This window comes from Streptomyces sp. NPDC050433 (assembly GCF_044458565.1).
Taxonomy (GTDB): Bacteria; Actinomycetota; Actinomycetes; order Streptomycetales; family Streptomycetaceae; genus Streptomyces.
This window is the reverse complement of sequence record NZ_JBITIB010000008.1, coordinates 1-25248: the sequence shown is the minus strand read 5'-3', so window position 1 is coordinate 25248 and position 25248 is coordinate 1. Positions and strand designations below refer to the sequence as shown.

The window sequence follows — 25248 nt, the reverse complement described above, 5'->3', positions numbered from 1 at the left end:
GGTCAGGTGATGTCGTCGTAACCGTTCACACGGGTGTTACGGCTGCTGTCCGCCTGCTCCGGGAGGGAGGGCACCGCGGAGACCGGTTCGACACTGCCGACGCTCTCGGGCGTGTGGTCCAGGTCGGACGCCTCGTCGTCGTCCAGGTCCGCGTCCGGGTTCTTGCGACGCCTGCGCCGGTCGTTGACGAGCGAGAAGCCGACCGCGCCGAAGTAGAGGATCACGATGGGGCCCGCGAGCGCGAGCATGCCCACGGGGTCGGTCGTGGGAGTGATCACCGCGCCGAAGACGAAGACGCCCATGACGACACCGCGCCACCAGCCGGCCATCCTGCGGCCGGTGACGATGCCGGTCATGTTGAGCATGACCAGCACCAGGGGCAGCTCGAAGGCGAGACCGAAGACGAGCACCATGCGGGTGGTGAAGTCGAGGACCTCGTCGAGCGAGAGGATGTTGGACGAGCCTTCCGGCGTGAGGCTGATGAGCACCTTCACGCTGATCGGCAGGATGATGTAGGCGAGGTAGGCACCGGCCGTGAAGAGCGGCACCGCGCTCGCCACGAAGGCGTACGTGTACTTCTTCTCGTTCTTGTGCAGGCCGGGCGCGATGAACGCCCAGAGCTGGTACAGCCAGATCGGGCTGGCCACGATGATGCCCGCGGTGAGGCTGACCCGGATCGTCGTGGTGAACGGCGAGGTGAGGGTGTTGAAGGAGACGACCGCGCAGTTTCCGCCGTCGCTCTCCTGGAGCCCGTTCTCACATTTGGGGACCGACTCGGAGAGGAACGACATGATCTGCTCGCTGTAGAACACGGCCACGATCGTCACCACGACGATCGCGAGCAGCCCTTTCGACAGCCGGTTGCGCAGCTCACGAAGATGCTCCACGAGCGGCATGCGCCCCTCGGGATCCTTCTCTTCTGTGCGGGCAGACTTGGGCAACCCACGTCCTCATCTCGTGCGGCAGGCCGTCACCGTGCCCGGTGCGTGCATCGGCCCAGGGGTCGGATCAGCGCTTGGTCGAGTCGGTCGGCTCTGCGACGGGCCGCGAGCTGGTGACATCGCCGGGCGCCGCCTGGATGGTGCGGGGCGCGGGCTGGTCCGGGTCGGCGGAGGAGGCGGTCGGCGGGTCCGTCGGGGCCGTGCCGCTCTTGTTCTCGTCGGACTTCATCGCCTTCGCCTCGCTCTTGAGGATGCGCGCCGACTTGCCGAGTGAACGGGCCATGTCGGGAAGCTTCTTGGCGCCGAAGAGCAGGATGATGACGACGAGAATAAGGATGATCTCGGTGGGGCCGAGCCTACCCATAACATTACCTTCTTCACCGAGGCGACAGAGTCTGGGACGACAGCCGGACAACTCACTGTCTGACCATCGTGCTGGCAGCGATCGTAACCCGCAGGGGTAAACGCAGGGCAATGCCTGTGCGTACTCCCTACGACGGCCCCCGCCTCCAGTCCGAGACCGCTTCGTCACCCTACCGCCCGAACTGGTGATGGAGGGAGGGTGCATTCATTTATCGGATGGCATCGCCGGTCTTCGCGAGATGGGTGGCGGCCAGCTCCAGCTCCTCCGCCGCCCGGTTGATCCGCCGCGTCGTGGAGGCGACCTGGTGGCCGAGGCGCTGAGCCTCGACGAAGACGCGGATCGCGAGGACACCGAGCACGGCGATCCCGCAGAACCCGAGGGCGATGGCGAGCATGGGCCAGAACATGCGTGGAGCCTTGTCTCCTAGAGCGTCGGATACATCGTCTAAAGCGTCGAATGCAGGCGCAGGGTCCGCACGCCGCCGCCGGTGAGCAGTTCGACGATGCGTTCACCGGCGGGTTTGCGCACCACCGTCTCGCACTCGGGGCAGGTGAAGGAGTAGAAGGTCGTACGGCGGCTGGCGCCGATCGCGAGCCGCAGCGCGCCGGCCGACAGCTCGAAGCGGGCCCGGCACTCGGGGCAGGAGGCCTGGAAGAGGACCGGCGCCATAGGTACCGACGGCATGGACGTCGGCGGCATGGACGTCGGTGCCGGGAAACCACCCATCGTGGACATATCCCCCACATCCCCTAGCTTCGGTGGTACGCGTCGTCGGAGTCGTACGCCGCCAGCGCCTCACGGGCCGCCCGCCGCGCGCTCTCCGCGAGTTCCGGCGGGGACGTGATCCGCCCGTCCCGGCCCAGCCGCAGCGCGAGCCGGCGCAACGACGCGGGCGCGGGCGTACGCAGCGTGATCCGCAGCCCGCCGTCCGGCAGCTCCTCGGCACTGTCGTGCGGGTAGTACTCCGCGACCCAGCGCCCGCCGGGGCCGACCTCGACCACCACCTCGGGATCCTCCGCCGACGGCTGCACCAGTCCCGCCGACAGGTCGCGCAGCTCCAGCTCCGGCGGCGCGGCCGGCTCGTCCAGCAGCTTGATCTCCGCGACCCGGTCCAGCCGGAACGTACGCCGCGCCTCGGAGAGCCGGCACCAGGCCTCCATATACGTATGGCCCACCGCGAACAGCCTGATCGGATCGACCTCGCGCTCGGTCAGCTCGTCCCGCGCCGGGGAGTAGTAACGCAGCCACAGCCGCCGCCGCTCCGAGATCGCCCGGTCCACATCCGCGAAGACGCCGCCCTCCGACTCGAACGTGACCGACAGCCGGGAACTGGCACCCGCCACCTCCCCGGCCGCGGCCTCCAGCTTCGCCGTGGCCCGCAGCAGCGCCTGCCGGTCGCTCTCCCGCAGTCCCGGCAGGGTGGCGACGGCGCGGGCGGCCACCAGCAGCGCGGTGGCCTCGTCCGCCGCCAGCCTCAGCGGCTCCGCGACATCGTCCGGGTTGTGCCACCAGATACGGTCGCCGTCGGTGTCGATGTCCAGGAGATCGCCGCCGCGGAAACTCGTCCCGCACATGGGCAGCACGTCCAGGTCGGAGATCAACTCGTCCTCGGTGATCCCGAAGGCGCGGGCGACATCCTGGACATGCGCGCCGGGGCGCTCGCGCAGATAGGTCACCAGCGAAAGCATCCGGCGCGTCTGGTCGATGGCGTTGGCTGCCATGGTGTCTACGAGTTCCCCTCAGGCCTTGGCCACGGCGCGCAGCCGGTCCACCACGTCGGCCCGCAGGTCAGCGGGCTCCAGCACGACCACGTCGGGACCGAACTCCACCAACCAGGCGTCCAGGCCATGACCGTACGGGATCTCCAACTCGTCCCAGCCGTCCCCCAGTTCCCGCGACGACACCGCCCTGGCACGCAGCGGATAACCGCTCTCGGAACGGAGCCGGATCAGCGCCGAACGCGTCGCCGTCTCCCCCGCCCAGCTCTCGACCGTCTCGCGCACCGTGACCACGTCCGGCACCGGCGCACCGAACTGCCCCGGCCTGGAACGGACCCGGCCGCTGATCCGCGAGAGCCGGAACACCCGCTCGGCCCGCCGCTCCCGGTCCCAGCCCGCCAGATACCAGTGGCCGCGCCAGCACTCCAGCGTCCAGGGCTCCACCTGGCGCTGCTCCGGCCTCGCGGCGTTGGCCTTGCGGTAGTCGAACACGACGGGCCTGCGGTCACGGCAGGCGAGCATCAGCGGCTCGAACGCGGCCTCATGGACAGGGATACGCGGTTCGAGGGCGCTGTGGTGCGCCTCGTACGAGTCCTCCGCCTCCGGCATACCCGCGGCCCGCAGCTTCTGCAGCGCACCGCTGGCGGCGCCCGCCAGACGCGCCTGCTGCCAGACCTTGGCGGCGAGCCCGAGCGCGGCGGCCTCCTCGGCGTCCAGGGTGATGGCGGGGAGCCGGTTGCTGTCCCGGCGGGCCAGATAACCCGTCTCGCCGTCCAGGTTCTCCACCGTCTCGATGACCAGGCCGAGTTCGCGCAGATCGTCCTTGTCCCGCTCGAACATTCGGTTGAACGAGTCGTCGGAACCGGCTTCCAGATACGCCTCGATGGACTCGCGCAACTCGCGCTTGCTGAGCGGGCGCCGGGTGCCGAGCAGGCACAGCGCGAGATTCATCAACCGCTCGGCCTTGGCAATGGCCATCGACGCCCTACACCTCATTTGATAGTGCCGCATCCGCGCGTCGACCGTACCGCCCGGAAGTCCCCCGGTAAAAGCCGAGGGCCCACGCCGGACAGCATGGGCCCTCGGTGTGTCCGCGGCGTCGATCAGACGGAGACCAGATCGCAGACGAAGATCAACGTCTCGCCGGGGGCGATGGCGCCGCCACCCGCGCCACGCTCGCCGTACGCGAGGTGCGAGGGAATCGTCAGCTGACGACGGCCGCCGACCTTCATGCCCTGGACACCCTTGTCCCAGCCGGAGATGACCTGCCCCTGACCCAGCTGGAACTGGAGCGGCGCACCGCGGTTCCAGGAGGCGTCGAACTCCTCGCCCGTGGAGAACGCCACGCCCACGTAGTGGACGGAAACGAAGTCGCCCGCCTTGGCCTCGGCGCCGTCGCCCTCCCAGATTTCCTTGATCTCCAGGTCGGCCGGCGGCTCGCCACCCGGGAAGTCGATCTCGGGCTTCTCGATGCTCACTGAACTGCTCCTCTAACTGATGAACGGGGCAACCGGGACAGTCTTACACCTTCGCAAGGATGTCCACGGCGAAGACCAGCGTGGAGTTCTTCGGAATGCCCTGCTGCTCCTTGTCACCGAACGCGTCGGCCGGCGGGATGACGATCAGCACCCGGCTGCCGGCCTTCTTGCCGACGACGCCGTCCTTCAGCCCCTTGAGGGTGAGCTGCGGCAGCGGGAACGTGACGGTCTTGCCGTTCTTGTACGTGCTGTCGAAGGTCTTGCCGTCCTTCCACAGCAGCGCCTCGTAGTTCAGAACGACCGAGTCGGTGTCCTTGACAACCTCGCCCTTGCTCTCCAGCACATAGTTGGAGACGAGCTTCTTCGGCGGGTCCGTCTTCGGGACCGTGACCGTGGGAGCCTTGCCGTCCGTGTTGACCCCGACCTTGGGCAGGTCGGCGTCGTCCTGCGGGACCTCGGTGCCCTTCGCGGAGGTCGGGACCTGGGTGGCCTTCAGGATGTCCACGACGAAGACAAGAGTGGAGTTGGGCTTGATGTCGCCCTGGCCCTGCGCCCCGTAACCCAGGTCCGGCGGGATGACCAACTCGACGCGGCTGCCGACCTTCTGACCCTCCAGGCCCTTGTCCCAGCCCTGGATGACCATGCCCGCGCCGAGCGTCAGGTCGAACGGGGCCTTGCGGTCGAAACTGTTGTCGAACGGCTTGGTCGAATCCCACGACTGACCCAGGTAGTTGACCTGGATCGCGTCGCCCTTCTTCAGCTTCGCACCGTCACCCTCACTGACGACATCGACCTTCAGTTCCTTCGGCGGAGTCCCCTGCCCCTTCGCGAGAGTCGGCTTCTCACCGAACTTGGCACCCGCGGTGATCTCGGGAAACCCGTTCTTGGACGAGGTGGAGTCGGAGCCCTTGTCGTCACCGCAGGCCGCCGTGGTCAGCAGCAGAAGGGGGATGACGATGAGGCCGGCAAGTCGGCGCACGAATTCCTCAGATCTGAGACGGAAGATTAAGTTCCTCGACACTCTAGGGCGTGGCAAGGGCCCCGCACGAGGAACGTACGGGGCCCGAGTCGCGTTCCGGGACAGCCGAAGCGTCCCTCGATACGGTCACATACCGGCGATCAGCTTTTCCACCCGGTCGTCCACCGAACGGAACGGGTCCTTGCACAGGACCGTGCGCTGCGCCTGGTCGTTGAGCTTGAGATGGACCCAGTCGACGGTGAAGTCCCGCCGCTGCTCCTGCGCCCGGCGGATGAAGTCTCCGCGCAGCCGCGCCCTGGTGGTCTGCGGGGGCACGGACTTGCCCTCGAAGATCTTCATGTCGTTGCAGATACGGGCCGCTTGGCCGCGCTTCTCCAGCAGGTAGTAGAGCCCGCGGCGGCGGTGGATGTCGTGGTAGGCGAGATCTATCTGGGCGACCCGCGGATGGGACATGGTCATGTTGTGCTTGGCCCGGTACCGCTCGATGAGCTTGTACTTCATGACCCAGTCGATCTCCGTGTCGATCCGGTCCAGGTCCTCCGCCTCGATCGCGTCGAGCGTACGGCCCCAGAGCTCCAGGACCTGCTCCACGGTGCCGGTACGGATACCCCGGCGGTCGACGAAGTCCACGGCCTTCTCGTAGTACTCCCGCTGGACCTCGATCGCGGACGCCTCGCGCCCGCTGGCCAGGCGCACCTTGCGCTGACCGGTGATGTCGTGGCTGACCTCACGGATCGCCCGGATCGGGTTCTCCAGGGTGAGGTCACGCATGACCGTGCCCGCCTCGATCATGCGCAGCACGAGATCCGTGGCACCGACCTTGAGGAGCATGGTCGTCTCGGACATGTTCGAGTCGCCGACGATCACATGCAGCCGGCGGTAGCGCTCCGCGTCGGCGTGCGGCTCGTCACGGGTGTTGATGATGGGACGGGAGCGGGTGGTGGCGGAGCTGACACCCTCCCAGATGTGCTCGGCGCGCTGACTGACGCAGTAGACCGCGCCACGCGGAGTCTGCAGCACCTTGCCGGCGCCGCAGAGCAGCTGCCGGGTGACGAGGAACGGGATGAGGATGTCCGCGAGCCGGGAGAATTCCCCGTGGCGGGCGACGAGATAATTCTCGTGGCAGCCGTAGGAGTTTCCCGCCGAATCGGTGTTGTTCTTGAACAGATAGACGTCGCCCGCGATTCCCTCCTCGTGCAGGCGGCGTTCGGCGTCGACGAGCAGGCCTTCGAGAATGCGCTCGCCGGCCTTGTCGTGCGTGACCAGTTCGGTCACGTTGTCGCATTCGGGTGTCGCGTATTCCGGATGCGATCCCACGTCGAGGTAGAGGCGGGCACCGTTCCGCAGGAAGACGTTGCTGCTGCGGCCCCATGAGACAACACGGCGGAAGAGGTAGCGCGCCACTTCGTCAGGCGACAGCCGGCGCTGTCCCCTGAAGGTGCACGTGACGCCGTACTCGTTCTCCAGCCCGAAAATGCGGCGGTCCATGTCTGAACATTACGCCTGATGGCCTGAGCTGAAACCGTGTTGGGCCGCACCGTTGCGATCATTTTCGTTTCCGGCGTCCCCGGTGGGGCCGCCGCCCGCGCCACCGCCGGGAACCACCAGGACCTTCCGGGTGGCCAGCAGAACCAGCAGCGCCGCCAGACCGCCCGCCCCCGCGACCGCGAAGCTCGCCGATGTCCCGGCCAGCTCCACTGCCGGGCCGGCCACCCCCGTACCCAGCGCGGCGCCGACGCCGAAGGTGGTGACGAGCCAGGAGAACGCCTCCGTCACCGTGCCGCGCGGGGCATGCCGGTCGACCACGATGAACGCACAGGCCAGCGCGGGCGCCAGGAAGACCCCGGAAAGGGCGGCGAGCGCGGTCATGGCCACGACGCCGGGGGTCAGCATCAGCGGGAGATAACCGACGGCGAGCAGGGCGGTGATCCACAGCAGCCTCCGTTCCGGAGTGCCGGTCCACTGCCGCGCCCCGTACACCAGCCCGCCCACCAGCGCGCCGAGCCCCAGGGCCGCCATCAGATAGCCGTACACGGACTCGCGGCCCTGGTCGTCCGCGTACGCGACGCCGGCGACGGTGATGGAGCCGAGAGCCAGACCGATGAAGAGAAAGGCCGCGAGGAGCGCGAGGAGCCCCGGTGAGCGCAGGGCGCCGAGCCAGTGCGCCTCCCGAGGCGCCGAACGCCAGGCGCGCGAGGGTTTGGAGAGCACCACGGTGAGCGCGCCGAGGACCCCGATGGCGTTGATGACCAGCAGGGCGGCGCCCGGCGACCAGAGGGCGACGAGGAGCGTGACGAACAGCGGGCCCGCCGTGAACATCACCTCCTGCGCCACGGCGTCCATGGCGTACGCCCGGTGCACCCGGTCCTCCCGGCCCAGCACGCTGGGCCACAGGGCCCGCAGGCCGCCTTCGAGCGGCGGGGTGAAGAAGCCCGCGACGACCACCGCCGCGCAGGCGAGAGGCAGCGGTTCGATACCCGTGGCGGCGAGGAGGACCATGCCGAGGGCGGAGACGACCGCGGCGGGGAGCTGGACACGCGGCTGGCCGACCAGATCCACGGCACGGCCGAGCAGCGGCTGGCCGAGCGCGGTGGCCAGCCCGTAGACGGCCGCCAGGACGCCCGCGAGGGTGTAGCTGCCGCCCGCGTCGCGGGTGAACAGCACGACCGCGATATGGCCGGTGGCGCTGGGCAGCCGCCCCACGAGCGTGCCGGTGAGCAGTCGTGCGGCGTGCGGTGCCCTGAGAATCTCCACATAGCCTGCGGCCATGACTCCCCCTTCTCTCCCCCGGCCCACCCGGCGCCAGCAAGTTTTACGTATAACTTCCGGCGTCATACGTACCATGTCGGCAGCTCACGGGTCCACCGACTTGGGGCCACCGCCGCGCGCAACGGACATCCGGCGCACCCGCCACCACGGAGGACGACACCCATGGCAGAGCCGCCCCGTACGGACCGACCCGGTCCCGGCACGGCCGCGCGGCCCGCGAGACCCACCAGCAGGGACGTGGCGCACGAGGCCGGGGTGTCACAGGCCACCGTCTCCCTCGTCCTCGGCGACAAATGGCGTGGCCGGGTCTCCGAGCGCACCGCCGGGCTCGTCCGGGACACCGCCCGCGAACTCGGCTACCGGCCCAACCTCGCCGCCCGCAACCTCCGGCTCGGCCGCACCAGGACCGCGCTGCTGGTCGTACCCGCCCTCACCCACGAATTCTTCGCCCGCGTCTACACAGGCGCCGCCTCCGTCGCCACCGAACACAGCTTCGGAGTCGTCCTCTACCCGTCACCCGACGGCGTCGGACCCGCCAAGGACCCCTTCGCCTCGGCACGGGCGGCACTGGACGGAGTGATCGCCTCGTCCATCGCGGCCGAAGCTCTCGCCGGCATCCGCGGCACCGAACTGCCCCTGGTCATGCTCGACAGCGACCCCACCGGATCCGGCGCCGCCGCACACGTCAACCTCGACATCGCCGACGCCATGCGGCAGGTGACGGACCATCTGCTCGGACTCGGCCACCGCCGGATCACCCACCTCGCCTCGGCCGTGACCTCCTGGACGTTCACCGTACGGGCCGACACCCTGGCCCGGGCCGTACGCGAAGTGCCCGGAGCACACGTCACCACCACGACCTCACCCCTGGAAGTGCACGCCGCACGCGAGGCGGCCGAACGGGCACTCAGCGGCCCCGGCCCACGGCCCACCGCACTCATCTGCGACAGCGACGTCCTGGCGGCAGGCGCCATCAAAGCCGTACGGAAACTCGGCCTGCGGGTCCCGGACGACGTCTCCGTCACCGGCTTCGACGACCTGGCCCTCGCGACGGCCGTGGAACCGGAACTGACCACCGTGCGGCTGCCCGCCGAACAAGTCGGCGAACACGGGATGTCGGCCCTGCTCGCCATCCTCGACGGACGCGAGCCCGAGACCACCGTCCTGCCCGTCTCACTGGTGATCCGCGGGTCGACCGCTCCTCCCCCGCCCGGCACCTGACACCCCCGGACAGACCGGTGCCCCGGACCGCACGGACGGTTCGGGGCACCGGAAGAATTGCGCCGCTCACTCCTCGGCGTCGCCCGACCCCGCAGACCCCGCAGACCCTTCGGACTCCTCGATGTCCGAAGGAGCGTCCGTCGGCGTGGACGCCGCACCGTCCGCCTCCAGCAGACGAGCGAGCTGACGGCCCACCACCCGCTTGAACTTGCGCTCCTGCGGCCGGGTACGGTCCAGGACCGCCACCTCCAGCCGCTCGGCGGGAATCTCCCGCTCACTGCCGTTCGTATCGCGGGACAGCGCCTGCACCGCCAGCTTCAGCGCCTCGGCGAGCGACATCCCGTCACGGTGCTGCTGGTCCAGGAACGTGCTGATCTGCTCCGAGTTACCACCGACCGCCACCGAGCCGTGCTCGTCCACGATCGACCCGTCGTGCGGCAGCCGGTAGATCTGGTCCCCGTCGGCCGTCGGACCGACCTCGGCGACAACCAGCTCCACCTCGTACGGCTTCTCACCGGCGCTGGAGAAGATCGTGCCCAGCGTCTGCGCGTAGACGTTCGCCAGCCCACGAGCCGTCACATCGTCACGGTCGTAGGTGTATCCACGCAGATCCGCATACCGGACACCACCGATGCGCAGATTCTCGTACTCGTTGTACTTACCGGCCGCGGCGAACCCGATCCGGTCGTAGATCTCGCTGAACTTGTGCAGCGCGCGGGACGGATTCTCACCGACGAAGACGATGCCGTCGGCGTACTGCAGCACAACCAGGCTGCGACCGCGGGCGATGCCCTTACGGGCGTACTCCGCCCGGTCGGCCATGGCCTGCTGGGGTGAGACATAGAACGGCGTCGACACCGGCTATCCGTCCCTTCCTGTCAGTGACATGTCTATTCAGAAGAGGCCGGGCGTCAGAGCAGCTCGGCGCGCGGGCCGTCGGGCTGATCCAGCCGGCGCTCGATGATCGAGCGGGCGATCCGCGAGGACTCCTCGTCGGTGACCCTGCGGAAGCCCTCGTCACTCATGACGTTGACGAGGGGATAGATCTTGCGGGCCACGTCCGGGCCACCCGTGGCCGAGTCGTCGTCCGCCGCGTCGTAGAGCGCCTGGATGACCAGCGTGACCGCCTGCTCCTCCGTCAGCCCCTCACGGAACAGCTTCTTCATCGCACCACGCGCGAACAGCGAGCCCGACCCGGTCGCCGCGTACCCGTTCTCCTCCGAACGGCCACCGGTGACGTCGTACGAGAAGATGCGGCCCTTCTCCCGGTCGACGTCCCAGCCGGCGAAGAGCGGGACCACGGCCAGCCCCTGCATGGCCATGGCCAGATTGCTGCGGATCATGGTGGAGAGCCGGTTGGCCTTGCCCTCGAAGGAGAGCTGCGCGCCCTCGACCTTCTCGAAGTGCTCCAGCTCCAATTGGAAGAGCTTGACCATCTCCACGGCGAGACCCGCCGTACCCGCGATACCCACGGCCGAGTACTCGTCGGCCGGAAAGACCTTCTCGATGTCGCGCTGCGCGATCATGTTGCCCATGGTCGCCCGACGGTCACCGGCGAGAATGACCCCGCCGTCGAACGTCACGGCGACGATCGTCGTCCCGTGCGGCGCCTCGATCGCACCCTGGACGGGCGGCAGCACCCGGTTGCCCGGCAGGATCTCCGGCGAGTGGACGGACAGGAAGTCCATGAACGAGGCCGACCCGGGCGTCAGGAAGGCAGCTGGCAGACGCCCGGTGCTACGAGTGTTGGCTTCCACGCGTTTCCCTCCAGGTATGCGATGGCACGGCGCAGGGTGTCGGGATCGTCCCCCAACTTGCCAATGGCCGAATTGCAGTTGAAGCACAGTACGCCTCGGACCCTACCCGTCTCATGGCAGTGATCCACATGCGCGGCGGAGGCGGACGGGCAGATGACGCAGATGCCCATCTGCGACGAGATCATCTTCGCCGCGACGACACTGCGGGAAGGTGCTCCCGACACCGGGAGCACCTCATCACCCGTTCAGACACGTGACTACTGTCCACCCTTTTGCACGAAGGACCGAACGAAGTCCTCGGCATTCTCCTCGAGTACGTCGTCGATCTCGTCCAGCACGGAGTCCACGTCGTCCGACAGTTTCTCCTGGCGTTCCTTGAGGTCCTCGGACTGCTGTACGTCCTCGGTCGTCTCCTCGACCTCCTCGGTGGAACGCGTCGCCTTCTGCTGCCCGCCGTCGGTGTCCTTGGTCGCCATAACCCTCACCCCGCTCGGTTGCCCCGCTCGATGTGACCTTCAAGATCCGACCCTACAAGCAGGGTCCGACATCGGCCCCGCAGTTCGTACAACGTCCGGGGGCCATCTCCATGATTCCCGGACCGCGACCATTTCAGCCGCCCGAGAGCACCCGGACCAGGTCCTCGGCCGTGCGGCATCTGTCCAGGAGCGCTTTCACGTGGTTACGGGTGCCCCGGAGAGGTTCCAGGGTCGGTACCCGCTGGAGGGAGTCCCGGCCCGGCAGGTCGAAGATGACCGAGTCCCAGGAGGCCGCGGCCACGTCGTCCGCGTACTGCTCCAGGCAGCGGCCCCGGAAATAGGCGCGTGTGTCCTCAGGCGGCTTCGTCTCGGCCCGTTCGACGTCCGGTTCGTCCAGGAGCCTGTCCATCTTGCCGCGGGCCACCAGACGGTTGTAGAGGCCCTTCTCGGGGCGTACGTCCGAGTACTGGAGGTCCACCAGGTGCAGCCGGGCCGCGTCCCATTCCAGGTTGTCCCGGCGGCGGTAGCCCTCCAGGATCTCCTTCTTCGTGATCCAGTCCAGTTCGCCCGACAGGCTCATCGGGTCGTTCTCCAGCCGGTTGAGCGTGTCCTCCCAACGGCCCAGCACGTCTCGGGTCTGGTCGTCGGCGTCGGCGCCGTAACGCTCCTCGACGTATTTGCGCGCGAGTTCGAAATACTCCATCTGGAGCTGCACTGCGGTGAGTGTCCGCCCGCTGCGGAGCGTGACCAGGCGGGCGAGGGAGGGGTCGTGCGAGACCTGGTGGAGGGTGCGTACGGGCTGGTCGACGGCCAGGTCGACGTTGATGAACCCGTCCTCGATCATGGACAGGACCAGGGATGTCGTGCCGAGCTTGAGATAGGTGGAGATCTCCGAGAGATTCGCGTCGCCGATGATCACATGGAGCCTGCGGTACTTCTCGGCGTCCGAGTGCGGCTCGTCCCTGGTGTTGATGATGGGCCGTTTGAGGGTGGTCTCCAGTCCGACCTCGACCTCGAAATAGTCCGCTCGCTGGCTGATCTGGAAGCCGTGCTCGTGGCCGTCCTGGCCGATGCCGACCCGGCCGGCGCCGGTGACGACCTGCCGTGAGACGAAGAACGGCGTCAGGTGGCGCACGATGTCCGAGAACGGGGTTTCCCGCTTCATCAGGTAGTTCTCGTGCGTGCCGTACGAGGCGCCCTTGTTGTCGGTGTTGTTCTTGTAGAGCAGGATCGGCTGGGCGCCGGGGAGCTGTCCGGCGCGCTCGGCGGCCTCGGCCATGATGCGTTCGCCGGCCTTGTCCCACAGGACGGCGTCGCGTGGGTTGGTGACCTCCGGGGAGCTGTATTCCGGGTGCGCGTGGTCGACGTAGAGCCGTGCGCCGTTGGTGAGGATCACATTGGCCAGCCCGATGTCCTCGTCGGTGAGCTGGCTGGACTCGGCGGCCTCGCGGGCGAGGTCGAAGCCTCGTGCGTCCCGCAGCGGGTTCTCCTCCTCGAAGTCCCAGCGGGCGCGGCGCGCCCTGTGCATCGCCGCCGCGTAGGCGTTGACGATCTGGGAAGAGGTGAGCATGGCATTGGCGTTCGGTTGGCCGGGGACGGAGATGCCGTACTCCGTCTCGATGCCCATTACTCGCCGTACGGTCATGCGGCCCTCCTTGCCCGGCGGCGTTCCCCTTCGGGAACGGCGCTCAAGTACCGCTGTCTCTCCGGTGCGTGTGCAGTGCCCGTCCCCGCACTGCGCGACGTGGCGGTACCCAAGAGCCTAGAACGCCTCTGCATTGGTGGGGAGATCGTTTCCGTCATTGGCCTGGTGTCGTGAAAGGTACGGGGAAAGCAACCGGCTGCGGATGCCCGTCCGGACATCCGCAGCCGGTCTGTGTCTTACAGGTACTGTCCGGTGTTCGCCACCGTGTCGATGGAGCGTCCGGTGTCCGCGCCCTGTTTTCCGGTGACGAGGGTGCGGATGAAGACGATCCGCTCGCCCTTCTTGCCGGAGATACGGGCCCAGTCGTCGGGGTTGGTGGTGTTGGGCAGGTCTTCGTTCTCCTTGAATTCGTCGACGCAGGCCTGCAGGAGGTGGGCGACGCGGAGTCCTCGTTGGTTCTCGTCGAGGAAGTCCTTGATGGCCATCTTCTTGGCCCGGTCGACGATGTTCTGGATCATCGCGCCGGAGTTGAAGTCCTTGAAGTAGAGGACTTCCTTGTCGCCGTTGGCGTAGGTGACCTCAAGGAAGCGGTTCTCCTCGGATTCGGTGTACATCCGCTCGACGACCGACTGGATCATGCCCTGGACGGTGGACTCGGGCGAGCCCTTGTGTTCGGACAGGTCGTCCTCGTGCAGGGGCAGCGAGGAGCGGAGGTACTTGGCGAAGATGTCCTTCGCCGCTTCCGCGTCCGGGCGCTCAATCTTGATCTTCACGTCGAGCCGGCCGGGTCGCAGGATCGCCGGGTCGATCATGTCCTCGCGGTTGGAGGCGCCGATGACGATGACGTTCTCCAGGCCCTCGACTCCGTCGATCTCGGCGAGCAGCTGGGGGACGATGGTGTTCTCCACGTCCGAGCTGACGCCGGATCCGCGGGTGCGGAAGAGGGATTCCATCTCGTCGAAGAAGACGATGACGGGTGTGCCCTCGCTGGCCTTCTCACGGGCACGCTGGAAGACGAGGCGGATGTGCCGCTCGGTCTCGCCGACGTACTTGTTGAGGAGTTCAGGGCCCTTGATGTTGAGGAAGTAGCTCTTCCCCGCGGGTCGGCCGCTGACTTCGGCGACCTTCTTGGCGAGGGAGTTGGCGACGGCCTTGGCGATGAGTGTCTTGCCGCAGCCGGGCGGACCGTAGAGCAGGATGCCCTTGGGCGGGCGCAGTTCGTGCTCTTTGAAGAGGTCCGGGTAGAGGTACGGCAGTTCGACGGCGTCGCGGATCATCTCGATCTGGCCGCCGAGGCCGCCGATCTTGCTGTAGTCGACGTCGGGGACCTCTTCGAGGACGAGCTCCTCGACCTCGCTCTTGGGGACCACCTCGTAGACATATCCGGAGCGCGGTTCGAGCAGGAGGGCGTCGCCGGCGCGGATGTTGATGTCGAGCAGCGGCTCGGCGAGCCGTACGACCCGTTCCTCGTCGGTGTGTCCGACGACGAGGGCGCGCTCGCCGTCCTCAAGGATTTCCTTGAGGGTGACGATGTCTCCGGCCCGCTCGAATTCCATGGCCTCGACCACGTTGAGGGCCTCGTTGAGCATGACTTCCTGGCCGCGCCGGAGCTCTTCGAGCTCGACGCCGGGGCTGACGTTCACCCGGAGCTTGCGGCCCCCGGTGAAGATGTCGGCCGTGCCGTCCTCGTTCGCCTGCAGGAAGACGCCGAAGCCGGCGGGCGGCTGTGCGAGCCGGTCGACCTCTTCCTTGAGGGCCACGATCTGGTCGCGGGCCTCACGGAGCGTGTTGGCTAGCCGCTCGTTCTGCGCGGACACGCCTGCCAGGTTCGTCTGCAGTTCGACGATCCGCTCTTCGAGAATTCTCGTATGACGCGGAGAGTCGGCGAGCTTACGTCGCAGGACGGCGATTTCCTGCTCGAGAAAGGCAACCTGGCCGGCCGGGTCTTCGGACCCTCGTCCGGGCCGGATGCCGCGGTTGATGTCGTCGTCGTGGGCTGCCACGGTCCTCACCTCCTCCAAGGGGAGCTGGACGCTTCCTGACCCTACCTGGGTAGGTGGTGATTAAAACCCCTAGATCACAAAGACTGTCGGGGCGTGTCCGATCTTCACCCTTGCGCTCTCCCTCACGCCAGGGGAATACCCACCGTTCAACATCGGAAAGCGGCCGGTTGTATCGTCGAAGTGTTCAACACCCGTCAGGGCTGGCGTGACTTGCCCGAGATTGCCTCACACCACGCAGGAAACGGCAGGAGATATGACCGTGCAGCAGCAGGCTCCGAGCGACGCAGTCACCGAGGGCGGCGGGCCGCTCGAAGTCTGGATCGACCAGGACCTCTGCACCGGCGACGGGATCTGCGCCCAGTACGCGCCGGACGTCTTCGAGCTGGACATCGACGGGCTGGCGTATGTGAAGAGTGCCGACGACGAGCTTCTGCAGTCGCCCGGCGCGACGACGCGTGTGCCGCTGCCGCTTCTCAAGGATGTTGTCGACTCGGCCAAGGAGTGTCCGGGTGACTGTATTCATGTGCGGCGTGTTTCGGACAGCGTCGAGGTGTACGGCCCCGACGCGGAGTGAGCGTCCGGGCGGGTCACATGGAGTGACGGGGTCAGACGCTCCGCGATTCGTTCTGGGCGCTTCGTACGAAGGCGCCGTTCTTCCACTGCCAGGTGAGGCGCTGGTCCTCGTCGGGGCAGCAGGCGGGGACGTCGGGGCCCGAGTAGCCGAGGAGTCGTGCCTGGACGAGGCCGTCGCGTATGTCGAGGTCGGTGACGCTCTGCCGGTCGGCGGGGTCCACGAGTGTGGCGACGATACGGGGTGGGCCGGCGTTCTTGGTCGCCGTCAGGACGTAGACACCGCTGGGCGGGGTGCCGGAGCCGGCGTCGCAGCGGGCCGCGGCGACGGTTTCGGGGTTGCCGTCGCCGTCGAGGTCGCCGGTGGCCTTCTTCGTGACCAGTGCCTTCGCGCCGCCGCATTCGAGGGGGAAGTCCACGGCGGCGGTGTCGGGCGCGGGCTGCGGTGCCGCGTTCGGGGCGGTGCGTGCGGTGGTTTCGGGGCTTGACTGGTTGGCCGTGGCGGCGTCGGGCTGGAGCAGTCCGGCGGCGGCCATGACGCCGGCCATCGCGGTGGCCGTGGCGAGCCAGTGCACCGGACGCGGGCGGGTGTGCGCGAGGTCCGGGACGTCGGAGATCTGCACGCGGTGTCTCCTGTGAAGGCAGTGCCGGTGGGGGTGGCGTGAATGGTGCCACACGTCACAGTGCGGTGGAACAGCGGGGTCGGTAAGGCCAACGTAAAGACGCCGCCGCCGAGTTCGCGTCGGGTGGACGTGAACGGGGCGGCGGCGCCGGTGTGTTGTGGACCTCAGCCTCGGGATCCGCTGCCGCTTCCCGGTCCGTCGTAGTCCTCGCCGTACGCGCCCTTGGAGGGGCGGCGGCGGCGCAGGGGCGGCTCCACTCCGTCGGCGAGGCGGCGGGCGGTGACGAGGAAGCCGGTGTGGCCGATCATGCGGTGGTCGGGGCGTACGGCGAGTCCCTCGACGTGCCAGTTGCGGACCATCGATTCCCAGGCGGCGGGCTCGTTGAAGGAGCCGTGTTCGCGGATGGTCTCGACGGTGCGGGCGAGCTGGGTGGTGGTGGCGACGTACGCGCAGAGGATGCCGCCGGGTACGAGGGCCTTCGACACGGGTTCGACGCATTCCCACGGTGCGAGCATGTCGAGGATGACGCGGTCGACCTCGGTGTCGGAGAGGTTGTCCTGGAGGTCGCCGACGGTGAGCTGCCAGGCGGGGTGGGGGCCGCCGAAGTAGCGCTCCACGTTCTGCTGGGCGATGTCGGCGAAGTCCTGCCGGCGCTCGTAGGAGTGCAGCATGCCCTGATCGCCGATGGCGCGCAGCAGGAAGGTGCTGAGCGAGCCCGATCCCACGCCGGCTTCGACGATTCGTGCGCCGGGGAAGATGTCGGCGAAGGCCAGGATCTGGCCCGCGTCCTTGGGGTAGACCACGGCGGCGCCGCGGGGCATGGACAGGACGTAGTCGGGGAGCAGGGGGCGCAGCGCGAGGTAGGCGACGTTTCCCGTGGTGCGGACAACACTGCCCTCGGGAGCACCGATCAGCTCGTCGTGGGGGAAGGAACCCTTGTGGGTGTGGAAGTTCTTCCCGGCTTCGAGCGTGAAGGTGTAGTGGCGTCCCTTGGGGTCGGTGAGCTGGACCTGGTCCCCGACCTTGAAGGGGCCGCGACGTCGGGCGGCACCGGTCGGTTCGGACATGCGGTCAGACTACCTGCTGGATATGAGGCTCCCTCACGTGGTGTGGGGCGGTCTCATGTGGCGTCGGGCCTGGCCATGGCGGCGACGAAGGCGCGTTCGACGTCGGCGGTGGACAGGACACCGTAGATCTCGCCGTTCTCCTCCACGACGAGGTATTCGGTCGCGGGGTTGGCCCTGAGGCGGTCGAGGAGTGCTTCGCCGGCGAGTTCGGCGGGGACCTTCATGCCGTCGGTGAGGTCGTGGGCGAGGCCGCTGACGGCGACCCAGGGGCGGCGGTGGGTGGGGACGCCGACGATGGCGGCTTCGCGGACGAGTGCGGTCGGTTCGCCCTGTCCGTCGACGACGACGAGCGCGCGGGCGCCGGCTTCGTTGGCGCGGCGAAGGGCTTCGGAGAGCGGGGTGGCGGATTCGACGGGGACGGCGCGCCGGGTGAGGGCGCGGGCCCGCAGGTCGGGCAGGTGTTCGCGCAGGCGGGCCATGCGCAGGCTGTTGCCGGCGCCGGTCCAGATGATCGCGGCGAGGATGGCGGCGAGGAGTGCGTCGGTGACGGTTTCGACGCCGCCGATGTCCTTGGTGGAGTTGCCGAGGGCGCCGGTGTGGGTGAGGAGCGGCAGGCCGATGAGCACGGCGACGGCGAGTGCGCGGCCGACCCAGACGGCGGCGACGGTGCCGGCCATGGGTTTGCCGGTGATCTTCCAGACGACGGCGCGGAGCATCCGGCCGCCGTCCAGGGGCAGGCCGGGCAGCAGGTTGAAGGCGGCGACGATGAGGTTGGAGATCATCAGTCCGGCGAGGAGGACGCCGGGGACGGTGCCGGGCTCGACGGCCGCCATCGTGAGGTAGAAGAAGCCCGCGAGGACGAGGGAGAGCAGGGGGCCGACGAAGGCGAGCATGAATTCGCGGCCGGGGGTCTCCGATTCCTTCTCGATCTCGGAGACGCCGCCGAAGAACTGGAGCTGGATGCGGCGCACCGGCAGTTTGTAGCGCAGCGCGACGACGGTGTGGGCCAGTTCGTGGACGAGTACGGAGGCGTAGAAGGCGACGGCGAAGAAGAGTGCGACGAGGTAGCGGACTCCGCCGAGGTGGGGCAGCACGCGGTCGAGCTGGCCGCCGAAGACCCAGGTGATGAGCGCGGCGACCAGGAACCAGCTGGGGGCGACGTAGACGGGTACGCCGAAGGGACGGCCCATCAGAATCCCGCCTCCGGGGTCTTCGGGCCTCTTCCGCTTGCCGCCGGGGGGCGCGTCCTCAGGACCGGACTGCGGCCTTCTGCTCTCGCCGCTCTCGTCGTCCTTGTTCACGTCATCCCTTCGTTGCGGCGCCGTCGCTCGCTCGATCATGTGGTGCGCGGGGGGTCTCGCCTCGATGGTATTCCGCTCGCTGTCGGTGGCGGGTCGTAGGGTCTGTGTCATGAGTGCGAGTCAGCAGCCCAATTCGCTGTCACCGTCGCGTGCGAGCGACTTCATGCAGTGCCCTTTGCTGTACCGGTTCCGGGTGATCGACAAGCTTCCGGAGAAGCCGAGCGAGGCGGCGACCCGAGGGACGCTGGTGCACGCGGTGCTGGAGAGGCTGTTCGACGATCCCGCTGTCGAGCGTACGGCGCCGCGGGCCAGATCGATGGTTCCGGGTCAGTGGGACCGGTTGCTGGAGTCGAGGCCGGAGCTGGGTGAGCTGTTCGCGGGGGACGAGGGCGGGGAGCGGTTGTCGCGCTGGCTGTCGGAGGCCGAGCAGCTGGTCGAGCGGTGGTTCTCGCTGGAGGATCCGACGCGTCTTGAGCCGGCCGAGCGTGAGTTGTTCGTGGAGACGGAGCTGCGGTCGGGGCTGCGGCTGCGCGGGGTGATCGACCGGGTGGATGTGGCGCCGTCGGGCGAGGTGCGGATCGTGGACTACAAGACGGGCAAGGCGCCGCGTCCGGAGTACGCGGAGGGCGCGCTGTTCCAGATGAAGTTCTACGCCCTGGTGATCTGGCGGCTGAAGCGGGTGGTGCCGCGCCGGCTCCAGCTGGTCTATCTGGGCAGCGGCGACGTCCTGACGTACGACCCGGTGGAGGCCGATCTGGAGCGTGTCGAGCGGAAGCTGCTGGCGCTCTGGGAGGCGATCAGGCAGGCGACGGAGTCGGGTGACTGGCGGCCCCGGCCGACGAAGCTGTGCGGCTGGTGCGACCACCAGGCGGTGTGTCCGGAGTTCGGCGGCACCCCGCCGGTGTATCCGCTGACGGTGCCGCCGGCGGAAGGGGCGGAGCCTCGTCCGGCCGTGGAGGCGGTCGAGTCGGCTCAAGGGGTCTAAGGGGGTGGTGTGCCCGCCGGAGTCGTGGGTGGGCACTCAAGGCAGAATGGACCGGGATCAGTCCCGTCGAAGGAGTTCCCTGTGGCGATCCGCGTCCTGCTGGTCGATGACCAGCCACTGCTGCGTACCGGCTTCCGGATGATCCTGGAGGCCGAGCAGGACATCGCGGTCGTCGGCGAGGCCGGGGACGGCCTCCAGGCCATCGACCAGGTCCGGGCGCTCCAGCCCGATGTCGTGCTGATGGACATCCGGATGCCGAGGATGGACGGTGTCGAGGCGACCCGTCAGATCACCGGCCCCGGCAAGGACGGCCCGGCGAAGGTGCTGGTGCTGACCACGTTCGATCTGGACGAGTACGTGGTGGAGGCGCTGCGCGCCGGGGCGAGCGGCTTTCTGCTGAAGGACGCGCCCGCGAACGAGCTGGTGCAGGCGATCCGGGTGGTGGCCGCCGGTGACGCGATGCTGGCGCCGAGCATCACCCGCAGGCTGCTGGACAAGTACGCGGACCATCTGCCGTCCGGCGAGGAGCAGGTGCCGGACACCCTGCACACGCTGACCGAGCGCGAGGTGGAGGTGCTCAAGCTGGTGGCGCGCGGGCTGTCCAACGCCGAGATCGCGGCGGACCTGTTCGTGAGCGAGACGACGGTGAAGACGCATGTGGGTCATGTGCTCACGAAGCTGAGTCTGCGCGACCGTGTGCAGGCGGCGGTTTACGCGTACGAGAGCGGCCTGGTGCGCCCCGGCGCCCAGTAGGCGGACCGACGCACAGCGTGTACGAGTGAGGCCCCCGGCATCGGTGCGATGCCGGGGGCCTCACTCGTACACAAGGTCTACGGGTCAGACGGCGCTGCCGGTGCCCAGCTCCCACAGCAGCAGCTCGCCCGAGGAGTTGAGGGCCCACTCGACCCCGGAGATGTCGTCGTCGGCGGCGACGTACTGCTTGCCCTGCCAGAGCGGCAGCACCGGTACGTCCTCGGCGACGATGTCCTGCATCTGCCCGAAGGCCTTGGCGGCGGCGCTGCGTTCGGCCTCGCGGCGCGACTGCGGGATCAGCTGCCCGCTCACCTTCTTGTTGGCGTACGGCGCGTTGAGGAAGTTGTCCTCGTCGAGGAACGGTGCGATGTAGTTGTCCGGGTCGGGGAAGTCGGGGAACCAGCCCATGCCGTAGACGGTGTAGTCACCGCGTGTCTGAGCGGGACGGAACTTCGACCACTCGGTGCCCTTGGTGTCGACCTGGAAGAGCCCGCTGGAGTTGAGCTGCTTCTTGAGCGTCTCGAACTCCTTGGCCGTGGCCTCGCCGTAGTGGTCGGTGGTGTAGTGCAGGGTGAACTTCACGGGCGTCTCGACACCGGCCTCGTCGAGGAGCCTGGCGGCCTCCTCCCGGTCGGGCTCGCCGTACTTGTTGAAGAACGAGTTGGTGTGCGTCGCGATGGTCGCCGGGATGAGGGAGTACAGCGGCTCGGCGGTGGAGCCGTACACCTCGGAGGCGATCTGGCCGCGGTCCACGAGGGAGGCGACGGCCTGGCGTACGGCCTTGTCCTTCACCACGGGCTCGTCGGTGTCGAAGGCGAGGTAGCGGATCTCCAGACCCGGCATCTCGGTGAGCGCGACGCTGTCCTTGGGCTTGGCGGACATCTCCTCGATCTGTCCGGGCGACATGGTGCGGGCCATCACGTCGATCTCGCCGGAGTCGAGCGCCTTGCCCATGGCTGCCGCGTCGGGGTACGAGCGCAGCTCGACCTTGTCGTTGCGGAGCTTGAGGTCGCCCTTGTACGAGGTGTTCTTGGTGAAGACCGCCTTGACGACCTGGTCGCCGTCCAGCTCGGCCTTGAAGTTGTACGGGCCGGAGCCGTTCACCTCGAAGCCGTCGCGGAGCTTCTTGCCCTCGTACGACGCGGGGTCGACGATGCCGGCGACGGGTGTGGAGAGCTTGTACGGGAACGTGGCGTCGGGGGTCTTGAGGTGGAAGATGACCTCGGTGTCGCTGGGCGTCTCGATGGTGTCGATGTTCTTGAGCAGGCCCACCGCGCCTGCCTCGGAGTTGATGTCGATCACGCGCTCGATGGAGAACTTCACGTCCTTCGAGGTGACCTCGGCGCCACCGGAGAACTTCAGCCCCGGACGCAGCTCGCAGCGGTAGCTCTCGTTCTGGTTGTCCGAGAACCGGCAGCCGGACGCGGCCTCGGGGACCGGGGCTCCGCCGCCGCGCGGGATGTGCATCAGCGTCTGGAGGGACTGGCGAAGGATGTTCCACGAGCCGGTGTCGTACGCGAACGCCGGGTCCAGGGGCGCCGGGGACTCCTCGGTGACGGTGAACTGGTCCGTGGTGCCCACGACGATGGCGTCACCGCTGCCGGACGAGTCGTCCGAGCCGCCGCAGGCGACGAGCACCGGTGCGAGCAGACCGGCCACCACCGGCAGCACGAGACTCTTGCGCTTCATCCTGGACGTACTCCCTCATCCGAACACCCTGGGATACAACGGTGATTGAGAATTTCGCGACGTGATTGACCGTCGGAACACACCGTTGAGGCGGTGAACGAGTGGCGAAGTTCTCGCGTTGAGATTAGTCGGAGGGTGCGGATGTGATGAACCGGGCCGACTTCGGGCGTAATCGCAAAGTGATCTGCAATTGCCGGGAAGCGACATCGGGCCGTGCGAATGATCCGCGCATCGAGTGAGAAAACGGGACACATGGGTGCCCGTTTCGGCACGGCGGGCGGGCAGGCGTCGGGTGCGGAACGGGCGTGATCACGCTCGGCGACGGAACGGAGAGTGACAAACGTCACGCGCTTATCCCTGTCGGCCGTCATGATCACGTCCGGAATGATCAACGAGCGCTCTCCGCAAGCGCTTACGCATTACCCCGGCTTTGGATAGTTTCAGGGGCCAAGCTCTGTATGCGTATCAGTGCTTGCGCGTCATCAGACCACGGAGAAATACCAGGTCGACCTCTTCGAGAGACTTCACGATCACCCGTCCCGCGGCGGCGGCGATGGGCGCGACGGACGGTACCGCGACCACCCGGCAACCCGCGGCCTCGGCGGACGCGACGCCGGTGGCCGTGTCCTCGATGACGGCGCATCTGGACGGGGCGGCACTCAGCCCGCTCGCGGCCAGCAGATACGGGTCCGGGTGCGGCTTGGTGTTCATCACCTCGTCACCGGCCACGGTGAGGCCGAAGTGGTGGCGTCCGACGGTCTCCAGGACGCGGTCGATGATGCGCCGGTGGGAGGCCGAGACCAGTGCCGTGGGCACGCCGTGGTGGGCCAGCTCGGCAAGGAGCCTGGCGGCTCCCGGCATCAGCGGCACGTCCAGGGCGATGCGCTCCTCGAAGCGGTCGTTCAGTAGCACGGTCAGCTCGTCGAGGGTGATGTCCGCGCCGGTAGCCTCGATGAGATAGCCGGCACTCCTGGTCATCGGCCCGCCCACGACCACATCGCGCCAGGCCTCGTCCAGGGGGTGGCCGAGGTCCTTGAACACCTCGACCTCCGTGTCCCACCAGAAACCCTCGGTGTCGACCAGGGTGCCGTCCATGTCGAGCAGCACGGCCTGGAGGGCCGATCCTTCGGCCGTACGGGGCAAGGACGCGGGAACCGTACTGGTCATTCCGGCACACCTCCGAGAGGGACGAGAAGGCCGGTCGCCTTTCCTGACGGGGAATCCCGCCGAGTCCGGCAACCGGCCCACACTGGACCGACCAGTGTACGACTCGTCCGGGCGAAGTGCGCGCTGAGAGCCTTTGTCGCGCTTTATCGCGCGTTGAAGTACTTCGCTTCGGGGTGGTGGATGACGATGGCGTCGGTGGACTGTTCGGGGTGGAGCTGGAACTCTTCGGAGAGTTCGACGCCGATCCGGCCGGGCTCCAGGAGGTCGGCGATCTTCGCGCGGTCCTCCAGATCGGGGCAGGCGCCGTAGCCGAGCGAGAAGCGCGCCCCCCGGTACTTCAGCGCGAACATGTCCTCGACCTGGGACGGGTCCTCGCCGGCGAAGCCGAGTTCGGAGCGGACGCGGGCGTGCCAGTACTCGGCGAGGGCTTCGGCGAGCTGGACGGACAGGCCGTGGAGTTCGAGGTAGTCGCGGTAGGCGTTCTTCTCGAAGAGTTCCGCCGTGGCGGCGCCGATCTTCGAGCCGACCGTGACGACCTGAAGCCCCACCACATCGGTCTCGCCGGAGTCCTCCGGGCGGAAGAAGTCCGCCAGACACAGCCGGCGCCCACGCCGCTGCCGCGGGAAGGTGAACCGGGTGCGCTCCGAGCCGTCCTCACCGAGCAGGATCAGATCATCACCCTTGGACACACAGGGGAAGTAGCCGTAAACCACCGCCGCCTCCAGGAGACTGCCGGTGTGGAGCTTCTCCAGCCAGCCCCGCAGACGCGGCCGGCCCTCCGACTCCACCAACTCCTCGTAGCTGGGTCCGCCCTTACGGGCCTCCTTCAGCCCCCACTGCCCCTTGAACAACGCCCCCTCGTCCAGCCACGAGGCGTACTCCTTCAGCTGGATACCCTTCACCACCCGCGTGCCGAAGAACGGCGGCCTGGGAACGGGATTGGTCACCGACACATCCGAACGGACCGCACCCTCCTCAAGGCGCTCCACCACCGCAGCCGTGGCGGGTTTGACACGGCGCTGTTTCAGCTCCGGCAGTACGGCTCCGGGGACACCCCGCTTGACCCCGATCAGCGCGTCCATCAGCCGCAGCCCCTCGAACGCGTCACGCGCGTAGCGGACTTCACCCTCGTAGATCTCGTGCAGGTCCTGCTCGACATAAGCACGGGTAAGAGCGGCACCGCCCAGGATGACGGGGAAATCCGCGGCCATCCTGCGCCGGTTCAGCTCCTGAAGGTTCTCCTTCATGATGACCGTGGACTTCACCAGCAGCCCCGACATCCCGATCACATCCGCCCGGTGCTCCTCCGCGGCCTCCAGGATCGCCGAGACCGGCTGCTTGATCCCGAGATTCACCACCGTGTAGCCGTTGTTGGACAAAATGATGTCGACCAGGTTCTTCCCGATGTCGTGCACATCACCACGCACCGTGGCCAGCACAATCGTGCCCTTGCCCGCAGCCTCTTCGCCGTCGGCGACTTTCTCCATGTGAGGTTCCAGGAACGCCACCGCCGTCTTCATCACCTCCGCCGACTGCAGCACGAACGGCAACTGCATCTGACCGGAACCGAACAGCTCACCCACGACCTTCATACCGTTCAGCAGAATGTCGTTCACGATCTCCAGCGCCGGGCGCCCGGCGAGCGCAGCAGTGAGGTCGTCCTCCAGGCCGTTCTTCTCCCCGTCGATGATCCGCCGCTCCAGACGCTCCTCCAGCGGCAGCGCCAGCAACTCCTGCGCCCG

25 protein-coding genes and 1 pseudogene are annotated in these 25248 nt (G+C 67.9%); 4 read left to right on the top strand and 22 right to left on the bottom strand.

All coding sequences use genetic code 11. The annotated features are described in order from the left end of the window. Window positions 1-2: 2 nt before the first annotated feature. From tatC to ACIBLA_RS11830, 10 genes are all read right to left on the bottom strand, one after another. Window positions 3-896: a twin-arginine translocase subunit TatC gene (gene tatC / locus ACIBLA_RS11875; RefSeq protein ID WP_363246211.1), complete on the bottom strand. Its 894-nt coding sequence runs from the start codon at window positions 894-896 to the stop codon at window positions 3-5. Between the two features lie 112 nt (window positions 897-1008). After that, window positions 1009-1305, bottom strand: a complete 297-nt coding sequence (tatA, locus tag ACIBLA_RS11870) for a Sec-independent protein translocase subunit TatA (RefSeq protein WP_363246210.1) — start codon at window positions 1303-1305, stop codon at window positions 1009-1011. A 208-nt stretch (window positions 1306-1513) separates the two neighbouring features. Then, window positions 1514-1711 (bottom strand): hypothetical protein, encoded by a 198-nt coding sequence (locus tag ACIBLA_RS11865; RefSeq protein WP_399198482.1) that lies wholly within the window; start codon window positions 1709-1711, stop codon window positions 1514-1516. 38 nt (window positions 1712-1749) lie between these two features. Continuing rightward, window positions 1750-2004, bottom strand: coding sequence for a hypothetical protein (locus ACIBLA_RS11860; protein WP_399198560.1), 255 nt, complete (start codon window positions 2002-2004; stop codon window positions 1750-1752). Window positions 2005-2054: 50 nt separating this feature from the next. After that, window positions 2055-3026, bottom strand: a complete 972-nt coding sequence (locus tag ACIBLA_RS11855; protein ID WP_399198481.1) for a helix-turn-helix transcriptional regulator — start codon at window positions 3024-3026, stop codon at window positions 2055-2057. An 18-nt stretch (window positions 3027-3044) separates the two neighbouring features. Beyond that, a complete protein-coding gene (locus ACIBLA_RS11850) occupies window positions 3045-4001 on the bottom strand; it encodes a helix-turn-helix transcriptional regulator (protein ID WP_399198480.1) in 957 nt (318 codons plus the stop codon). A 125-nt stretch (window positions 4002-4126) separates the two neighbouring features. Beyond that, complete coding sequence (locus tag ACIBLA_RS11845) at window positions 4127-4501, bottom strand: FKBP-type peptidyl-prolyl cis-trans isomerase (RefSeq protein WP_363246206.1); 375 nt, start codon at window positions 4499-4501, stop codon at window positions 4127-4129. A 43-nt stretch (window positions 4502-4544) separates the two neighbouring features. Beyond that, window positions 4545-5480: an FKBP-type peptidyl-prolyl cis-trans isomerase gene (locus ACIBLA_RS11840; RefSeq protein ID WP_363246205.1), complete on the bottom strand. Its 936-nt coding sequence runs from the start codon at window positions 5478-5480 to the stop codon at window positions 4545-4547. 126 nt (window positions 5481-5606) lie between these two features. Next, window positions 5607-6968 carry a Pup--protein ligase gene (gene pafA, locus ACIBLA_RS11835; RefSeq protein ID WP_023542813.1) on the bottom strand — a complete coding sequence of 454 codons (1362 nt, stop codon included), beginning with the start codon at window positions 6966-6968 and terminating at the stop codon, window positions 5607-5609. A 9-nt stretch (window positions 6969-6977) separates the two neighbouring features. Beyond that, the gene (locus tag ACIBLA_RS11830) at window positions 6978-8249 is read right to left on the bottom strand and encodes an MFS transporter (protein WP_399198479.1); all 1272 of its coding nucleotides are present in this window, start codon (window positions 8247-8249) and stop codon (window positions 6978-6980) included. A gap of 162 nt (window positions 8250-8411) precedes the next feature. Between ACIBLA_RS11830 and ACIBLA_RS11825 the strand changes: the two genes are divergently transcribed. Further along, the gene (locus ACIBLA_RS11825; protein ID WP_399198478.1) at window positions 8412-9470 is read left to right on the top strand and encodes a LacI family DNA-binding transcriptional regulator; all 1059 of its coding nucleotides are present in this window, start codon (window positions 8412-8414) and stop codon (window positions 9468-9470) included. Between the two features lie 66 nt (window positions 9471-9536). On the opposite strand, the gene prcA is transcribed toward ACIBLA_RS11825, so the two are convergent. The 6 genes and pseudogenes from prcA to arc all read right to left on the bottom strand — a co-directional run bounded on the left by prcA (window position 9537) and on the right by arc (window position 15351). Then, window positions 9537-10328 (bottom strand): proteasome subunit alpha, encoded by a 792-nt coding sequence (gene prcA / locus ACIBLA_RS11820; RefSeq protein WP_363246202.1) that lies wholly within the window; start codon window positions 10326-10328, stop codon window positions 9537-9539. Window positions 10329-10381: 53 nt separating this feature from the next. After that, a complete protein-coding gene (gene prcB, locus ACIBLA_RS11815; protein ID WP_363246201.1) occupies window positions 10382-11227 on the bottom strand; it encodes a proteasome subunit beta in 846 nt (281 codons plus the stop codon). Further along, window positions 11179-11412, bottom strand: a pseudogene (locus ACIBLA_RS11810) (endonuclease VII domain-containing protein); the annotation flags it as partial. The pseudogene ACIBLA_RS11810 and the gene prcB, both read right to left, overlap by 49 nt. A gap of 72 nt (window positions 11413-11484) precedes the next feature. Further along, window positions 11485-11703, bottom strand: a complete 219-nt coding sequence (locus tag ACIBLA_RS11805) for a ubiquitin-like protein Pup (RefSeq protein WP_363246200.1) — start codon at window positions 11701-11703, stop codon at window positions 11485-11487. A gap of 133 nt (window positions 11704-11836) precedes the next feature. Next, the gene (dop, locus tag ACIBLA_RS11800) at window positions 11837-13348 is read right to left on the bottom strand and encodes a depupylase/deamidase Dop (protein ID WP_363246199.1); all 1512 of its coding nucleotides are present in this window, start codon (window positions 13346-13348) and stop codon (window positions 11837-11839) included. 236 nt (window positions 13349-13584) lie between these two features. Further along, window positions 13585-15351 carry a proteasome ATPase gene (arc, locus tag ACIBLA_RS11795; protein WP_363246198.1) on the bottom strand — a complete coding sequence of 589 codons (1767 nt, stop codon included), beginning with the start codon at window positions 15349-15351 and terminating at the stop codon, window positions 13585-13587. A 253-nt stretch (window positions 15352-15604) separates the two neighbouring features. Here arc and ACIBLA_RS11790 point away from each other — a divergent pair, with 253 nt between their 5' ends. Then, the gene (locus ACIBLA_RS11790) at window positions 15605-15925 is read left to right on the top strand and encodes a ferredoxin (protein WP_363246197.1); all 321 of its coding nucleotides are present in this window, start codon (window positions 15605-15607) and stop codon (window positions 15923-15925) included. 31 nt (window positions 15926-15956) lie between these two features. On the opposite strand, the gene ACIBLA_RS11785 is transcribed toward ACIBLA_RS11790, so the two are convergent. The 3 genes from ACIBLA_RS11785 to ACIBLA_RS11775 form a co-directional block, all read right to left on the bottom strand. Continuing rightward, window positions 15957-16544 (bottom strand): hypothetical protein, encoded by a 588-nt coding sequence (locus tag ACIBLA_RS11785; protein WP_363246196.1) that lies wholly within the window; start codon window positions 16542-16544, stop codon window positions 15957-15959. Window positions 16545-16708: 164 nt separating this feature from the next. Next, window positions 16709-17611, bottom strand: coding sequence for a tRNA (adenine-N1)-methyltransferase (locus ACIBLA_RS11780; protein WP_363246195.1), 903 nt, complete (start codon window positions 17609-17611; stop codon window positions 16709-16711). Between the two features lie 53 nt (window positions 17612-17664). Next, complete coding sequence (locus tag ACIBLA_RS11775) at window positions 17665-18951, bottom strand: site-2 protease family protein (RefSeq protein WP_363246217.1); 1287 nt, start codon at window positions 18949-18951, stop codon at window positions 17665-17667. A 70-nt stretch (window positions 18952-19021) separates the two neighbouring features. Here ACIBLA_RS11775 and ACIBLA_RS11770 point away from each other — a divergent pair, with 70 nt between their 5' ends. Then, window positions 19022-19897 carry a PD-(D/E)XK nuclease family protein gene (locus tag ACIBLA_RS11770; RefSeq protein ID WP_363246194.1) on the top strand — a complete coding sequence of 292 codons (876 nt, stop codon included), beginning with the start codon at window positions 19022-19024 and terminating at the stop codon, window positions 19895-19897. Window positions 19898-19978: 81 nt separating this feature from the next. Next, window positions 19979-20650 carry a response regulator transcription factor gene (locus ACIBLA_RS11765; RefSeq protein WP_363246193.1) on the top strand — a complete coding sequence of 224 codons (672 nt, stop codon included), beginning with the start codon at window positions 19979-19981 and terminating at the stop codon, window positions 20648-20650. 84 nt (window positions 20651-20734) lie between these two features. Here the strand turns inward: ACIBLA_RS11765 and ACIBLA_RS11760 are convergent, their stop codons facing one another. From ACIBLA_RS11760 to ACIBLA_RS11750, 3 genes are all read right to left on the bottom strand, one after another. Next, window positions 20735-22339 (bottom strand): ABC transporter substrate-binding protein, encoded by a 1605-nt coding sequence (locus ACIBLA_RS11760; RefSeq protein WP_399198477.1) that lies wholly within the window; start codon window positions 22337-22339, stop codon window positions 20735-20737. Window positions 22340-22804: 465 nt separating this feature from the next. Further along, the gene (locus tag ACIBLA_RS11755) at window positions 22805-23506 is read right to left on the bottom strand and encodes an HAD family phosphatase (protein WP_363246913.1); all 702 of its coding nucleotides are present in this window, start codon (window positions 23504-23506) and stop codon (window positions 22805-22807) included. Between the two features lie 143 nt (window positions 23507-23649). Further along, the coding region (locus ACIBLA_RS11750; protein ID WP_399198476.1) for a vitamin B12 dependent-methionine synthase activation domain-containing protein at window positions 23650-25248 on the bottom strand (1599 nt) is incomplete at its 5' end.

Excerpts from the sequence above, each read along its gene's own strand:
- ACIBLA_RS11775 (WP_363246217.1), bottom strand. The coding sequence starts at position 18,951 with ATGATCGAGCGAGCGACGGCGCCGCAACGAAGGGATGACGTGAACAAG.
- ACIBLA_RS11825 (WP_399198478.1), top strand. The coding sequence starts at position 8,412 with ATGGCAGAGCCGCCCCGTACGGACCGACCCGGTCCCGGCACGGCCGCG.
- ACIBLA_RS11805 (WP_363246200.1), bottom strand. The coding sequence starts at position 11,703 with ATGGCGACCAAGGACACCGACGGCGGGCAGCAGAAGGCGACGCGTTCC.
- tatC (WP_363246211.1), bottom strand. The coding sequence starts at position 896 with ATGCCGCTCGTGGAGCATCTTCGTGAGCTGCGCAACCGGCTGTCGAAA.
- pafA (WP_023542813.1), bottom strand. The coding sequence starts at position 6,968 with ATGGACCGCCGCATTTTCGGGCTGGAGAACGAGTACGGCGTCACGTGC.
- ACIBLA_RS11865 (WP_399198482.1), bottom strand. The coding sequence starts at position 1,711 with ATGTTCTGGCCCATGCTCGCCATCGCCCTCGGGTTCTGCGGGATCGCC.
- ACIBLA_RS11755 (WP_363246913.1), bottom strand. The coding sequence starts at position 23,506 with ATGACCAGTACGGTTCCCGCGTCCTTGCCCCGTACGGCCGAAGGATCG.
- ACIBLA_RS11860 (WP_399198560.1), bottom strand. The coding sequence starts at position 2,004 with ATGCCGCCGACGTCCATGCCGTCGGTACCTATGGCGCCGGTCCTCTTC.
- ACIBLA_RS11770 (WP_363246194.1), top strand. The coding sequence starts at position 19,022 with ATGAGTGCGAGTCAGCAGCCCAATTCGCTGTCACCGTCGCGTGCGAGC.
- ACIBLA_RS11855 (WP_399198481.1), bottom strand. The coding sequence starts at position 3,026 with ATGGCAGCCAACGCCATCGACCAGACGCGCCGGATGCTTTCGCTGGTG.
- ACIBLA_RS11780 (WP_363246195.1), bottom strand. The coding sequence starts at position 17,611 with ATGTCCGAACCGACCGGTGCCGCCCGACGTCGCGGCCCCTTCAAGGTC.
- ACIBLA_RS11760 (WP_399198477.1), bottom strand. The coding sequence starts at position 22,339 with ATGAAGCGCAAGAGTCTCGTGCTGCCGGTGGTGGCCGGTCTGCTCGCA.
- dop (WP_363246199.1), bottom strand. The coding sequence starts at position 13,348 with ATGACCGTACGGCGAGTAATGGGCATCGAGACGGAGTACGGCATCTCC.
- ACIBLA_RS11830 (WP_399198479.1), bottom strand. The coding sequence starts at position 8,249 with ATGGCCGCAGGCTATGTGGAGATTCTCAGGGCACCGCACGCCGCACGA.
- ACIBLA_RS11790 (WP_363246197.1), top strand. The coding sequence starts at position 15,605 with ATGACCGTGCAGCAGCAGGCTCCGAGCGACGCAGTCACCGAGGGCGGC.
- tatA (WP_363246210.1), bottom strand. The coding sequence starts at position 1,305 with ATGGGTAGGCTCGGCCCCACCGAGATCATCCTTATTCTCGTCGTCATC.
- ACIBLA_RS11850 (WP_399198480.1), bottom strand. The coding sequence starts at position 4,001 with ATGGCCATTGCCAAGGCCGAGCGGTTGATGAATCTCGCGCTGTGCCTG.